The organism is Paraburkholderia sediminicola (assembly GCF_046030555.1).
GTDB lineage: Bacteria > Pseudomonadota > Gammaproteobacteria > Burkholderiales > Burkholderiaceae > Paraburkholderia > Paraburkholderia sediminicola_E.
Window position 1 is genome coordinate 1 of the sequence record NZ_JAQQCH010000013.1, and the last position, 14420, is coordinate 14420.

General features: G+C 57.7%; 11 protein-coding genes and 3 pseudogenes. 6 read left to right on the forward strand and 8 right to left on the reverse strand.

What is annotated here, in order from left to right:
• Positions 1-71 precede the first annotated feature (71 nt).
• Entirely contained in the window at positions 72-341 is a 270-nt protein-coding gene (locus PQQ52_RS19110; RefSeq protein ID WP_408214421.1) for a DUF1488 family protein, read from the reverse strand.
• 840 nt (positions 342-1181) lie between these two features.
• Between PQQ52_RS19110 and PQQ52_RS19115 the strand changes: the two genes are divergently transcribed.
• Together PQQ52_RS19115 and PQQ52_RS19120 are read left to right on the forward strand one after the other, a co-directional pair.
• Positions 1182-1463 carry a type II toxin-antitoxin system CcdA family antitoxin gene (locus PQQ52_RS19115; protein ID WP_408214424.1) on the forward strand — a complete coding sequence of 94 codons (282 nt, stop codon included), beginning with the start codon at positions 1182-1184 and terminating at the stop codon, positions 1461-1463.
• A 967-nt stretch (positions 1464-2430) separates the two neighbouring features.
• Positions 2431-2823, forward strand: coding sequence for a hypothetical protein (locus tag PQQ52_RS19120; protein ID WP_408214426.1), 393 nt, complete (start codon positions 2431-2433; stop codon positions 2821-2823).
• 84 nt (positions 2824-2907) lie between these two features.
• Here the strand turns inward: PQQ52_RS19120 and PQQ52_RS19125 are convergent, their stop codons facing one another.
• A complete protein-coding gene (locus PQQ52_RS19125) occupies positions 2908-3294 on the reverse strand; it encodes a hypothetical protein (RefSeq protein WP_408214429.1) in 387 nt (128 codons plus the stop codon).
• Positions 3295-3479: 185 nt separating this feature from the next.
• Here PQQ52_RS19125 and PQQ52_RS19130 point away from each other — a divergent pair, with 185 nt between their 5' ends.
• Positions 3480-4652 (forward strand): acyltransferase family protein, encoded by a 1173-nt coding sequence (locus PQQ52_RS19130; RefSeq protein ID WP_408214431.1) that lies wholly within the window; start codon positions 3480-3482, stop codon positions 4650-4652.
• A gap of 11 nt (positions 4653-4663) precedes the next feature.
• Here PQQ52_RS19130 and PQQ52_RS19135 read toward each other — a convergent pair whose 3' ends face one another.
• The 5 genes from PQQ52_RS19135 to PQQ52_RS19155 all read right to left on the reverse strand — a co-directional run bounded on the left by PQQ52_RS19135 (position 4664) and on the right by PQQ52_RS19155 (position 11223).
• A complete protein-coding gene (locus PQQ52_RS19135) occupies positions 4664-4879 on the reverse strand; it encodes a hypothetical protein (protein ID WP_408214434.1) in 216 nt (71 codons plus the stop codon).
• Positions 4880-5173: 294 nt separating this feature from the next.
• Entirely contained in the window at positions 5174-8140 is a 2967-nt protein-coding gene (locus tag PQQ52_RS19140; protein ID WP_408214436.1) for a Tn3 family transposase, read from the reverse strand.
• Between the two features lie 197 nt (positions 8141-8337).
• Positions 8338-9210 (reverse strand): DMT family transporter, encoded by an 873-nt coding sequence (locus tag PQQ52_RS19145; protein WP_408214439.1) that lies wholly within the window; start codon positions 9208-9210, stop codon positions 8338-8340.
• Positions 9211-9229: 19 nt separating this feature from the next.
• Positions 9230-9733 (reverse strand): methylated-DNA--[protein]-cysteine S-methyltransferase, encoded by a 504-nt coding sequence (locus tag PQQ52_RS19150; protein WP_408214441.1) that lies wholly within the window; start codon positions 9731-9733, stop codon positions 9230-9232.
• Positions 9730-11223, reverse strand: a complete 1494-nt coding sequence (locus tag PQQ52_RS19155; RefSeq protein ID WP_408214444.1) for an AlkA N-terminal domain-containing protein — start codon at positions 11221-11223, stop codon at positions 9730-9732. The genes PQQ52_RS19150 and PQQ52_RS19155 overlap by 4 nt, the downstream gene beginning before the upstream one ends.
• 182 nt (positions 11224-11405) lie before the next feature.
• On the opposite strand from PQQ52_RS19155, the gene PQQ52_RS19160 reads away from it, so the two are divergent.
• Complete coding sequence (locus PQQ52_RS19160; protein WP_075357336.1) at positions 11406-11981, forward strand: recombinase family protein; 576 nt, start codon at positions 11406-11408, stop codon at positions 11979-11981.
• Positions 11982-12075: 94 nt separating this feature from the next.
• Positions 12076-12369, forward strand: a pseudogene (locus PQQ52_RS19165) (CcdB family protein); the annotation flags it as partial.
• Positions 12370-12604: 235 nt separating this feature from the next.
• Here PQQ52_RS19165 and PQQ52_RS19170 read toward each other — a convergent pair.
• Positions 12605-13031, reverse strand: a pseudogene (locus PQQ52_RS19170) (IS6 family transposase); the annotation flags it as partial.
• 352 nt (positions 13032-13383) lie between these two features.
• Between PQQ52_RS19170 and PQQ52_RS19175 the strand changes: the two are divergent.
• Positions 13384-13710 (forward strand): annotated as a pseudogene (locus PQQ52_RS19175) (DDE-type integrase/transposase/recombinase); the annotation flags it as partial.
• Between the last annotated feature and the right edge of the window lie 710 nt (positions 13711-14420).

Sequence of the window (14420 nt, forward strand, 5' to 3'; positions counted from 1 at the left end):
TGAACGGTCGTGCTTTTTGTGTGTATCAGAGACGCATCGCGACGCGACAGTCATCGTCAGCCAACGGTCGGTTACAGGGTCACGAAGTCGTTCACGGTCAGCCGCAGCGATTCGTCGGGCCGCGCAAGTAACTTTCTTTGTGCGACTGCGACGATGCGGTTGCGACCGCTTTCGAATGTCTTGAGTGTGCGTGCCGCGTCGGCGTCAGGCGGCAGCCAGAAGTGTCTTTCGAGTGCATCGCGTGCAACCGCGGCTTCGACCTCGCGCCCGCGGATCGACAGCACGAAAACCACAACGCGTCCGTCCGGCGACACGGCGGCCGCGCGATCAAGAACTTCCATGAAGCACCTCGACGATATTATTGGCGGCCTTTGTATTTGTACTGCGCCGCGCAGCAATTAATTTACCAGAAGTTGAAAGCCGGACGATCGTCAATGACACAACGATTCAACCTCACGAGGTATCCGCTATTAATCGCCACGCGACGTGCCTGCTCATTAATTTTTTCAGGTGGCCACGTGTTGTAGGTGGTTTCGTGTCTTGTGGTGTACGTAGTCGGGACAGATGGTTGGTTGCGTATTCGAAATCAACGTACCTCCTGATGGTGAGCTTTTCCGGGAGTCAACGTAAGCCACGATCTGGGGCATAGGTCGGCACCGCAGCGCGAAAACACCAATAAGGATGAGCGGGATTCAGCAGACAGAGGACTATTTTAACTAGATAGATAACTAAAAACTGATCACTTTAATTATGTAAAGTGCGAGACTTGGTCGATATGGTGCCGTTGCCGAGTCGGCGGTTTGAATAAATTTGTTCCCGTTTTTTGCAGAAACTGGTTCCTAGCCTCTAGACGTGAGACAAGCGCCGCGTGATACCGCGATCCCAGCCTCCCCGTCTGTCACGGCACGGGTACCCTCAAACGGGAGCGCTTTTATCGGTATTCAATTCGGCGCTGCATTGAGGCCTCCGGAAAAGCCACAAAATCGCCTCAAGCGCTGGTTTGGGGACAACTTGCTGCAAAGTGTCTTGAAGCAAACTTGTTCCCGGTACGTCTGCCAGCTGTAATTCGACTGGCCACGTGCGAGAATAAATTACGTGAGCCGACGGCTATTTCGGCCGCCGCTCCGCCTACGCACGGATGTGCGATACTATGCGCATGTTTATGCGCATAGGAATTGCACATGATTTCCGCACAAATTCGACAGACTGGCGAACCTCCCCTGTCACAACCGCCACGGAAAGCTACCCGCAAGCCTACAAACGTGTCTTTGCCAACCGATCTTCTTGACCGCGCGAAACAGTTGGACGTCAACATCTCGCGCGCCAGCGAACGGGGCCTGCGCGAGGAAGTTCACGAGGCTGAAGCGCGCGCGTGGGCAGCCCAGCACGCGGACTTCGTTGCCGAGCTGAACGCCCGCATCGAACACGACGGCCTGCCGCTCGACGAATACCGGATGTTCTGATGGCCCGTTTTGATCTGTACAGGGGTCGTTTCAGAATTCGGAAAAAATCGTACGCTAAGAGTTGGCCGGGGCCGTAGCGGCCTGAACTTGCCTGTGCCGACTTTAGCGTTGTTGCGCCACAGATAATCGTCGGTCAGGTTGATGTGTGCCCAGCTGTTGAAGTTTGCAAATTCCGCTAATGATGTCCTTTGATGCGCTAATCGTGCCATTGATTCTGCTAGCGCAGCTGTTCTACCACAACACGAACTCGCTGCCCGCACGACTGACTAAACGCAGGACGACGCCGCGCTGACCAACATCTACATAAGGGGGATGTTGAAGGCCGTCGAAGTGACACACAAAGTGCCATACAGTATGGCGCTTTTGATCTGTGCAGTAAGATGGGCACCTTCCGAAGATAAGGAAAAGACCTCTGGTATTTGTACTTGCTGCCGCCTTAGGCGAATGCACCTATTGCGCTCCTGTACAACCGCATTAGCCGAATCAGCGGACACGCCAAACGCGTTAGCAAAATCAACGGACATCCGAGCGTGCGTGCGTTGCTGAAGCGCAACGCCTAGAAAGGTATGCAAAACCGCCGCCATACCTTATTTCGCGGGGCCAAACTACAGCCTTACATTAGCGTAATCTATGGACACGATTAGCAGTTTCAAAGGACTTCAACACCAGCCCAGCGGCGACATGCAGTAACGTGTCAACCACCAAGTGTCCGTGACCGCGCAAGGCGCCGGTAGCGCGCTCCAGATGGACGACAGCCCGCATGGGTCGAGACACGCGCTGCGTGGTTCGATGCCGCCCGCGGTCGCAAGCGTCAGCGCCGCGAGCACGGTTGCGGCACAACAGCCCGCCCCCGAAGCAACGCGCAGGGGGAACGCCTAGACTGATGCACAGGTTTATCCACAAAAACTGTGGATAAGTTCGCGCCGTGGATTCACGTTGGATAGCGGCCTTTTTTTTGGAGGCCATTATGTTCAACGAGCAATCAACTGGTTCCGGAATTTTGTTCAAGGTCAGTAAAGACGTGCTGCTTGCGTCATCTGATTCGTGGGTCGGCAGCCTGCACACCGACTCACATATCGTTGTCGCATCGGCAACCGCGATATTCGGCAATGACCAACGTTTCACGGGTTTTCGATTGACGCTTGGCACGACCGACCACATCGGCCGTGGTTTGGGCTATTCCGCCGAAATCCGGCCGATAGGCCCGTTGTTCAGAGCTGCGCGGGCAGATCGCACATTCGAGAATCCGGACATGGATCAAGTGCTACAGGTGTCGGCTGTTTATGCGACCAACAGCGATGGGACGAGTAGGCTCGATGTTTCGATCGAGCCGATCGTGCGAGCTAGTGAAGCTGCGTGAATAGAGGGAGAGGCTTTTTGGCCGCTACAGAAGGGGAAAGACTTCGGCCTTTCCCCTTTTTTAAGAGTTTCGAAAGTCGAGCCGTTATCGCTTGCCGTCTGGGTGTATCACGAACGTTTCCGTGCGCGGACCATGCCATTTCGTGACTTCCGCGTCGATCATCAGACTGGACGATTTCAGGATTGTGCTCACCACTACATACAGTCGATCGGGATCGGGGCCGTACATATATAAATAGCCATCATTGCCGTCGATGTGGAATTCGGTCTCACCAAGTTCGCCAACACGTGCACGCTTTATCGCGCTTTCCAGCCGCTGTTCCAGGCTGCGAATTCGCGGCCGGTCCTTGGGGTAATAATCGAAATGGACCATCATTACCGGTCCCGGTGGCCTCTGTGGTTGTTCCGAAGCTGCGCTGCCTGCGAGCAAAACCATGCATAGGAACGTGACGAATACTTTTCTTCTCAGCATGGGTGCGATATCGTCTGCGAAATGAAGAACAATTGTGGACGATGTAAACAGTCCCGTCGAGCGTCCCTTTGCGGTCGCACTCGTGCCGACGATGTGGGTGCGTCTGCTGAGGCAGCCATCCGCTCGCGGGACGCATTGCTGCAGGTGCTACGGGCGCTTGCCAACGCGACGCCGGGACAAGCGGCATGAGCGCCGGCCCGCGTAATCCGCGGATCGATGCACTGCGCGGCGTGTCGATCCTGCTCGTCCTGCTGCATCACTTCAACATCGCTTACACACTGAGGGACACGGCCGTCGCGCGCACATTCGGCTGGGACGCCGTGCATGCCGTGGTCCGCAACGGCAACTACGGCGTCACGATGTTTTTCGTCATCTCGGGCTACCTGATCACGTCAAACGCGCGGCACCGATGGGGCTGTCTCGGTGCAATCGACGTGCGCACTTTCTATGTGTCGCGCATCGCGCGCATCATGCCATGCCTGTTTCTGCTACTCGTCCTCGTCAACGGGCTTGCTGCAGCCAGCGTGCCGATGTTCAGCAATCATGCGCCGCTCGGCGTGCCTGTGTCGTTTTGGCTCGTCAATCTGGCGTCGCTGACTTTCTGGATGAACGTGCTGATCGGCACATACGGCTGGGTCAATTACGCGCTTGGCGTGCTGTGGTCGCTGTCGGTCGAAGAGGTGTTCTACCTGTCGTTTCCACTGCTTTGCATCGCCCTGCGCCGCGAAGGGCGACTGCTCGCGTTCTGGGCGATCGTCGTCGCGATCGGCCCTGTATATCGTGCGACGCATTCAGGCGACGAAGGCGGATTTCTCTACGCGTACTTTGCATGTTTCGACGGAATCGCGATTGGTTGCTGTACGGCACTCCTGGCTGACCGGCCTCTGTGGCGCGCACTTACGGTGCGCACCGCGCAATGGCTGACGGTCGCCGGAATGACGGTTCTCTATCTTGTGTGGGCCATCGCGCAAAGCCATGTTTTCGGGGTAACCTGCATCGCGCTCGGCACCGCCGTGCTGCTGATCGGCGCGCACGCCAATGGTGCTCGCGGCAGCGCTCGGATACTGGCGCCGCTACGCTGGAGCGGCAAACTCAGCTACGAGCTTTATCTGTTCCATCTCGTTGTGCTCGGCGGGCTTCGCACGCTGTATCCGCCATCGGCGGCGCACGGGAATGAGAAACTTCTGTTGCTGGGCGTTTATCTGGTGCTGTCGGCTGCCGTGAGCACACTGATCGCGCGAGGCTATGCGACGCCTCTTAATCGCTTCGTTAAACGGCATTGGCTACGCGCCTCGGTGCGGGCTCCGGACGAACGCCGTCAGGCCAGGCCCCGAAACACGTCAGACTCGTCCAGTTGAGGTACGCGCGATCAGTCAAGGATCGAGCCGTAGCGGTCGATGATTCGGCCGAGCCGCTGACGCAGGCGCGTGAGCCTAGTTATGCGGTTGGCTCTGTCGCGTGTATTGTCCGATCCGGCTTCGATGAGCGTGATGAGGTGAAGCAGCTCCGCTGCCGCCTCACGCACTTTTTCCTGCCATCGGCGAGCGTCGCGGGCTGCGTCGCGCCGGCGTTTCGGCGGATTCATCGGTGCATCGGTGAGACGCCCGATAGCTCGGCACGCCTGCGCCTCGCTTCGTCGGCGGACTTAAAGTTGCCGTGCTCTGCGGCGGCCTGTTGCAATAGCCACACAGATTTCGCTCTGATGATGTGATTGGTGATGGTCCAGCCCGCCGCGTGAACGAATTCGTACGGGTTCGGTGCGTTGCCATCCATCAATATCTATTCCGCATGCTTTCTTGCCATTCATGGCTACCTGCAACCGTGATCGTGGTGATTATCATGTCAACGGGGTCTTCTCGGAATTCGGAAAAATCGTACGCTAAGGGTTAGCCAAGGGCCGTAGTGGTCTGAACTTGCCTGTTCCGACCTTGGCGCTGTTACGCCACAGATAATCGCCGGTCAAGTTGATGTGCTCCCAGCCCAGCGGCGACAGGTATTGCAGTAGCGCGTCGTCCACCAAGTGTCCGTGGCCGCGCAAGGCACCGGTAGCGCGCTCCAGATAGACGGTATTCCACAGCACGATGGCTGCGGTCACCAGATTGAGACCGCTGGCCCTGTAGCGCTGCTGCTCAAAGCTGCGATCACGGATTTCACCCAGGCGGTAGAAGAACACCGCCCTGGCTAGCGCGTTGCGGGCCTCGCCCTTATTCAGGCCGGCATGAACGCGGCGGCGCAGTTCCACGCTTTGCAGCCAGTCCAGGATGAACAACGTTCGCTCGATGCGGCCCAGCTCACGCAGAGCAACGGCCAGACCGTTTTGACGTGGATAGCTGCCGAGCTTGCGCAGCATCAGCGAGGCAGTCACCGTACCCTGCTTGATCGAGGTGGCCAGTCGAAGAATTTCGTCCCAATGGGCGCGAATGTGCTTGGTGTTCAGCGTGCCGCCGATCATGGGTTTTAGGGCGTCGTAGGTTTCGTCACCCTTCGGGAGGTACAGCTTGGTGTCGCCAAGGTCACGGATACGCGGCGCGAAGCGGAAGCCCAACAGGTGCATCAGGGCGAAAACATGGTCCGTGAAGCCCGCTGTGTCCGTGTAGTGCTCTTCGATCCGCAAGTCTGACTCGTGATACAGCAGACCGTCGAGCACGTAGGTCGAATCCCGAATGCCGACGTTGACGACCTTGCCGCTGAACGGCGCGTACTGATCGGAGATGTGCGTGTAGAACATCCGCCCCGGCTCGCCACCGTACTTCGGGTTAATGTGCCCGGTACTTTGGGCCTTGCCACCTGCCTTAAAGCGTTGGCCGTCCGATGATGACGTGGTGCCGTCGCCCCAGTTCCCGGCGAAGGGTTGGCGGAATTGGGCATTGACTAGCTCGGCGAGCGCTGTCGAGTAGGTTTCGTCCCGAATGTGCCAAGCTTGCAGCCACGATAGCTTGGCGTAGGTCGTGCCGGGGCACGACTCGGCCATCTTCGTCAGACCGAGGTTTATCCCGTCGGCAAGGATTGTCGTCAGCAGCAGTGTCTTATCCTTCGCAGTATCGTTGGTCTTGAGATGTGTGAAGTGCCGGGTGAAGCCCGTCCACTCATCAACCTCCATCAACAGCTCGGTGATCTTGACGTGCGGCAACAGCGCGGCCGACTGGTCGATCAGTGCTTGGGCGGCATCGGGCACGGCCGCGTCCAGCGGCGTGATTTTCAGTCCGGACGCCGTGATGAACGCGTCCGGCAGATCGTTGGCCGCCGCCATACGGTTAACTGTTGCGAGCTGCTGTTCCAGCAGCGACAGCCGCTCGTCCAGGTACTGGTCGCAGTCTGTGGGCACTGCCAGCGGTAATTCGCTGGTCAGTTTCAGGTAGGCGAATTTTTCGGCGGGCACGAGGTATTCGTCGAAATCCTTGAATTGGCGCGAGCCTTGTACCCAAATGTCACCCGAGCGTAGCGCATTCTTCAGCTCCGACAGTGCGCACAACTCGTAGTAACGCCGGTCGATGCCTTCGTTGGTGAGAACCAGTTTTGCCCAGCGCGGTTTGACGAATTCGGTCGGCGCGTCGGCAGGCACCTTCCGGGTGTTGTCGGTGTTCATGCCACGCAGCAAGTCGATGGCATCGAGCACGCCCTTCGCGGCAGGTGCCGCGCGTAGCGTAAGCACGGCCAGGAATTCCGGCGCATAACGGCGCAAAGTGGCGTAGCTTTCGCCGATGCGGTGCAGGAAATCGAAGCCTTCAGGCTGTGCAAGCTTCTGCGCCTCGCTGACGCTGGCGGCAAACGTCTCCCAGGGGAGCACGGACTCGATGGCCGCGAAAGGATCGCCACCGCTCTGCTTGGCATCGAGCAAGGCTTGGCCAATCCGTCCGTACAGGCGCACCTTGTCATTAATCGCCTTGCCCGAGGACTGGAACTGCTGCTGATGCTTATTTTTAGCGGCATTGAACAACTTTCCGATGATCCGGTCGTGCAGGTCAATGATTTCGTCGGTGACAGTGGCCATACCTTCGATAGCCAGCGCCACCAGCGTGGCATAGCGCCGCTGCGACTCGAACTTGGCCAGGTCCGCGGGCGTCATCTGTCCGCCCTCGCGGGCGATTTTGAGCAGGCGGTTTTGGTGTACCTGCCGGTCAATGCCGGCAGGTAGGTCGAGTGCTTGCAAGGTCTTGAGACGCTCAATGTGTTCGAGCATGTGGCGCGAGTTCGGTTTGGTGGGCGATTGGCGCAGCCAGGCCAGCCATGTCGTCTTGCTACCGTCCTTGCGTTTCAGCAAGTCGGCCAACCGCTGACGGTGAACGTCCGACAAGGGATCGGTTAAAACCGCGTAGATGCGCCGGTTGGCGCGCGTGATGGCCTCGGCGCATACGCGTTCAACGACATCCAATGCCGGGACGATGACGTGTTGCGCGCGCAGGGAATCCATCGCGTGCCCCGCGAGCACAAAACCTTTGTCGGTCTTTAAGGCGATTTCAGTCAACGCATGCACAGTTCGCCGAAATTGGGCCAGGCCGAACGGCATCAAGCCCAGGTAAGTACGCAGTTCGCGCAGATGTTCGCGCCGGGTTTCTTCTCGCTGGGCGTACTGCAGCCAGGATGCCGGGTCGATGCGCAGTTGCGTAGCGACCCACAGTAATAGCGACGACGGCACGACAGCATCGGTCGCCAATCCTTGTCCCGGGTAGCGAAGCAAGCAGAGCTGGATGGCGAAGCCCAGGCGATTCGGATTGCCGCGTCGCTGCCCGATCAACGATTGATCGGAATCGCTGAAGGTGTAATACCTGATCAATCCGTCTTCGGTGTCCGGCACGGCAAGTAAGTTATCGCGTTCCGTGACGGACAGGATAGAGCGGCGCGGCATGAGAGATCCCCGTAAGCGAGACTGCGATGTAGTGTCACTGAGAGTCTCCGCATCTCGAAACGACGCGATGCGTTAGAAAGTTCTCTTCACCCGCACAGGCAATGTGCCTTACGCCGATAAGGAACGGAATCGGGACCCAGCAGTTCGCCGCTCCGTTGCGGCAGTCATGTCATGCAATGCAGCGACCGAATGTTTGCTTAAGCCCTTTGGAATAGTCGCCACGATATTTTTCCACTCGTGATCGCCGTGCCGAGCAGCACAATCGCACCTCCTGCAAACATCATCGGCGTAATCTTTTCGCCCAAGAAGGCAGCGCCCCAAATTATCCCGAAAACGGGAATCAGAAAAGTTACTGACGCTGCATACGCAGCTCCGACGTTTTCCACGAGGCGGAAAAATAGTACATACGCAAAGCCGGTGCAGACAATTCCAAGTGCTGCGACGCACCCCCATGTCGACACCGAGATCGAGCGCGCTGGCCACAGCCATAGTGCCAGCGGCATCAGTACAAGCGAGGCGAAGAACTGGCTCCCGAAGGCGACCACGAACGGTTGCACTCCGGCCAGATGACGCTTGGAGTAGTTCACCGCGAACCCGTAGAACAGCGTGGCGACGAGCGCGGCCCCAATTGCCAACGGCACGCCCGATATACCCGCAACGAGGGTGTCACGCACCAACACGACAACGCCCAGAAAGCCGATCAGCATGCCGAAAATCTGCTGCCTTCCCATCGCCACTTGAAATCCGATGCTGGCAATCAGCGCAGCCCACAATGGGGTTGTCGCGTTCAGGACCGAATCCAATCCGGCGTTCACTGATAAGGTCGAATAGGCCAAAAGGCAAAACGGTATCGCCGAATTGGTGACACCGACGACCAATAGATGACCGACCTTGGCTCTGAATTGCCCGCGTGCCGCAGCCGATCGCATAATCGGTAGCAGTACGAGCGCCGCAATCCCGACGCGCAGCGCGATCAGTGGAATTGGGCCGAGTTCCGGTGTGGCGACGCGCATAAATAAAAACGATGCGCCCCATACTGCGGCCAGAGTAATCAGTTCAATGACGTTCATAAGAGTCGACTTTGTTTTGTCAGTGAGATGTAACGTGGAGGAAGCCACGACGTTCCATTGCGAGCAGTGCCTGTTTGCGTTCAATGCCGCCGGCATAGCCCGTTAGATCGCCCGTAGATGAGATAACGCGGTGGCATGGCACGATGATCGATATCGGGTTTTCACCATTGGCGCTTCCGATAGCGCGAGCTGCGCCGCTCGCTAGACCTATCCGCTGGGCTATCGCTCCATAGGAAGCGATCGTCCCGTAGGGAATCGCCGATAACTCTTGCCAGACGAGCCGCTGGAAAGCCGTTCCTCGAAGATAGAACGGCACCGTGAACACCCGGCGATCACCCGAAAAAAACTCGGCTAACTGCTCTCTAGCCTGTTGAATGACTGCGGGCAGGCGCTGGTGAGCAGTGACAACGGAAAGGGTTGGAAAATGCTTCTGACCAACGAAGAACAAGCCAGTTAGAAAATCATCTTCAGCACGCAAAACTATTTCGCCGAGTGGACTTGAAGCGCGATAGCAGGGGATCATTTGCGACTCTCTTCAGATTGCCTCCAGACGTGGAGCGTCGCGTATGCGCGCCAGGGTTCCCAACGGGCAGCGTGCTGTTTCAGCTTGGATGAATCGGGTTGGGCGAGTTGCCGTTTCAAAACTGCATCACCGTCCGGAAAAGCGTTGGGCCATGCAAGCGCCCGCATCGCGATGTATTGAACGGTCCATTCCCCGACGCCGCGAATTTTACGCAGCATCGAAAGCGTCTCCTCAAGCGGCGCCATAGGCTCTAGAACGATGCGCCGTGCTGCTACTCCCTGGGCGATGGAAATGATTGCTTCCGCTCGAATGCCCGTCATTCCGACGCTGACTAGCGCCGATGTCGGCAATTGGGCCAACGTAGCTGCGGACGGAAATGTTGTGGCAAGGCCATCCGGTGCTTCGGCGATCGCAGTTCCATAACGAGCTGCGATTCGAGACAAAATCGCCCGTGCGTGCGCGACCGAAATCTGCTGTCCGACGACCGCCCGCACGGCAATTTCGAACCCGTCGAATGCGCCTGGAACGCGCATTCCCGGTAGTTCTGCGGCAAGGTCACCGAGCTGTGCATCAATGAGGTCTGGCCTGGCACCTAGATCAAACAGCCGATTTATTCTGCCGAGGACCTGTCCAATGACCGGGGCAAGGTTCATTGGAACGGTCACCTCAACCGAGTGTCGCTCCGGAACGTTTTTCACGCTGATCCAGGCAGCAATCCGGCCTTTGCTGTGTTCAACCTCTACCGTGCGGCTGTACACCTCAGCGGCCAAGTGCTCGACACCGGAAATTTGACGTTGCGATAGGAAATCCAGTACCCCCGACCACGAGAATGGTGGTCGATATCCCAGTAAGAATGACAAGTTTTCACTGGCCGAGACGCTAGCTCCCTTCCTCAATCGAAGGGGGTTAAATCCATACCGCTTTAAAAATAGATCGTTGAACCGTCTGACGCTTCCGAATCCGGCGGTGAATGCAACGGTAGCGAGAGGAAGCGCTGTATCGGTCAGCAACCGCTTCGCCAAAAGGAGGCGTTGCGTTTGAGCGAACTCAACCATGGATACGCCATATTCGGTGGCGAAGATGCGTCGTAGATGCCGTTCAGTGACGCCGACTCGGTTCGCCAGGTCTTCGAGGGTCGATTCGTTTAAAAACCCGTCGCTAATCAGCGATGCGGTTGCCTTTGCCAGTCGACTAGAAACATCCAGCACGCCGTTCCCCGGAGCCAGTTCTGGTCGGCATCGCATGCAGGGGCGAAAGCCCGCTTTTTCGGCCGCCGCAGTCGATGGAAAAAACGAACAGTTCTGCGGCTTAGGCGGCCGCACGGGACAGACAACCCGACAGTAAATGCCCGTGGACGACACGGCCACGAAAAACCAACCGTCGAAACGGCGATCCCGCGAAAGCAAAGTCTGATAGCACGTGTCGGGATCTAAGTTCATGCCTCGAACTTTAAACGAACTGTCGCTTGGATTCTGGCCAAATTCGGACATGAGTATTTCGCGTCTGCTGCTCGCAGTGCCGTTCGCGAGCACCCTTGTCTCCGGCTTGCATGTCGCATAACTTGTAAAACTCGCGACATTTTTTGGATGCCCATCCCATAAGACTTTTGCATGTCGCTTATCTTTGTCGCGAGTGTTAGAATTTCTGCGACATATATTGCGACAGGTGCAACATGGTCAAGAAGATCGAAATTGGGCCGCTGATCGGCTATGCCCGAGTGTCCACCCAAGGCCAAGATCTCGCCCAGCAGCGAGGCACATTACGCGAGGCCGGCTGCACAAGGATCTTCGAAGAAAAGGTCAGTGGCGCGAAACGCGACAGGCCCGAGCTTGGCCGTCTACTTGAGCATCTCCGCGCCGGCGACGTGGTGACGGTCACCCGCCTTGATCGGTTGGCCCGGTCTACGCGCGACCTGCTGGACATCGCGGAACGTATCAAGGACGCCGGGGCGGGTCTGCGATCGCTGGCTGAACCGTGGGCTGACACGACCACTCCGGCCGGTCGCATGGTCCTCACCGTGTTCGCCGGTATGGCGGATTTCGAGCGATCCCTGATCGTGGAACGTACCAGCGCCGGACGGGTTGCCGCCAAAGCGCGCGGCGTACGCTTTGGCCCAACTCCAACACTTGATGCCGGACGTATCGTCCACGCGCGCCAGCTTATCGAGCAAGACGGAAAGCCTGTAGCTGAGGTTGCCCGCCTGCTTGGTGTCCATCGAGCCACGCTTTATCGGGCGCTCGAACGATGACGAGAAAGCATTGAACGGACGAGCGACCAGCCACACCGGCAACTGCTAGCGTACGATTTTTTCCGAATTCTGAGACGACCCCTACAACAACCCGTCATCCCGGTCCAGGGCGAAGTCGCCGTACCTCCTCGATGTACAGAGCGATCATCTCGACGGTCTGATCTCGCGGGTCGTTGTTCCGCTGACACGCGTGGCTGGCAATTACACACCCGGCAAAATCGCACAGGATCTGGCTCCGATCATCGAGATCGGTGGCGAGAAGTTCATATTGGAAACCCCATTCCTCGGCGCGATGAGAAGCAGTGAGCTTGGTCCCTCTACCGGAACACTCAAATCCGAACAGAACCGGGTTCTGGCCGCACTCGATCGTTTGTTCGGCGCTTACTGAGTAGTCTTGGCCGGAAATTACACCGGTCATACCTACTGCGCACATCAACTGCCGGAATTGGACTGACGATCATCCATAGTTGTCACCATTGTCCGAGAGGTGATGAGCGCGGCGGTTGTCCAGTTCGAGGAAGCAAAGCGGCGATAAGAAATTCAAAGCCCGGCCTGATCCGCTGGGCTTTTTCGCATCTACCGCCTGGCCATCCTTAACACTTCGTCACCCCTGATCGTCTTATGCTTGACGGATAGCTGCGCAACTGATCCGTGACGATCTTGCGCGGCACCGGGCTCGAACGCAGCACATGCTTGAAGAACCGTTTGGCTGCGGCTTTGTCGCGCCGCTTTTGTAGCAGGATGTCGAGTTCGGCACCATGCTCGTCTACCGCACGCCATAACAGATACGGCTCGCCTCGTAGCGTAACGAACATCTCGTCGAGGTGCCATGTGCTACCGGGCTTGCGCCGCGCAGCCTTCACCCGATGAGCCAAACCCTCGCCGCACTTGCCGCACCAACAGCGGATTGTCTCGATGACCCCGCGCTCGAAGAGTAGTTCCTCGATGTCGCGCAAGCTCAACTGAAAGCGAAAAATGCCAGCGCACAGCGCAACTGATGACCTCGGCTGGGAAACGATGACCGTGATACAGCGATTTCGATTTCTTCATCGCGCCATTTTCAGCGACCGCCCCAATAACCTGACACCCATTAGCGGGCCGAAATCAAGGGGCAAACTCATCCATTGCGAGGTGTGGTGGTGATGCTTTGTGAGATCACCACCACACCTCGCAATGCCTCTTCAACCGCTACCACGCTCCTTGCGGATTCGAATCGCGGCCAGGTTTTCGTTCGGTTGGCTGCGATCTGGATTGCGCCAGACACCCATCGGGATCAAGCAGGTGCGATACCACCGGCAACTGCCCTGGCGGCCTGCGCCGCCCCAGAAAACCGTCGGTTCCAGACTGTGACCTGACATTGGCAAAAGCCATGGCTATCTCACACGAGGTGAGCGCCAGCCCTGATCAGTTACGCAGCTATCTGGCGGCAAAAGCCCAGATTCCGCAGCTTACGAACGTGAAGCACGTATTCGTCAAAGCGGCCGCCCGGCTGAACAACCGCGCGGAGAATAGCCACCAACCGACACGTGAGCGCGAGCGTCGAATGCGCGGCTTTCGCGACCCGAAACGCACGCAGAAATTTCTCTCGTGCTACGGACCGATCCGGCAACATTTCGCTCTCAAGCGGCATTTGCTGCGCGCTTCACTCTATCGCAAACAACTCGCTACGCGATTCGTCGCGTGGTGCGACATCACCGAAATCGCCCAAAATCCGTCCTACGTCTTGTGAGGATACTCTTCCTGCCGTCTTTCCTCCTCAGCCTCGACGAGTTGACAAAGCCATTTTGAGCCATCGCGTCGATCGAGTTTTGAGCCGGGGTGGAAACCGGTCTGAATCAGGACCGGCTGTGAATAAGTGTATGGGTTTCCGGAGTGTTTGTTTTCCTTCGTGTGCGGTTCCATTGGGCGGCAAGCGATGATCAGATTGATCCGTTCGCGCTCGCACCGTCGGCTCTGCGCGCTGCTTAACGCTATCCGTCCTCGTTGGGTGTATCGAGCCAACTCCATACAGCGTGCTCTGCAATTCGGAGTCCCCGTGGATCTGGTCGCCCGTTACGCCGTCTGTCAGACGGATATCGCTGCCCGGTCGGCTTTGACGATGACCGACGTCTCGCTGATCCCGACGCCGAGCTGAAGGACGTCCTCGCTGCCGGGGCCCTCATCCATCTCATTGATCTCCAGATGCCCCTATCGATGCGCCACGTGCGACATCTGCTCAGACGAAGGTGAGATGCCAGCGCGCGGCTAAATCAAGTAGCAAGTCCGCGCATTCGCTCAGATTTCTTGCCGTAGGCAACCGGCCTCAACTTCTGCTCGTTGTTCGTCCGAACGACTGGCGCGACGACCCATTTACGGGTGGCCGGCAGGAAACATTATTTCTGTCGCCTGTGTAAATAGCGCGCTAAAGATATAAATATTCGTGCCGTTAACCAGATTTCG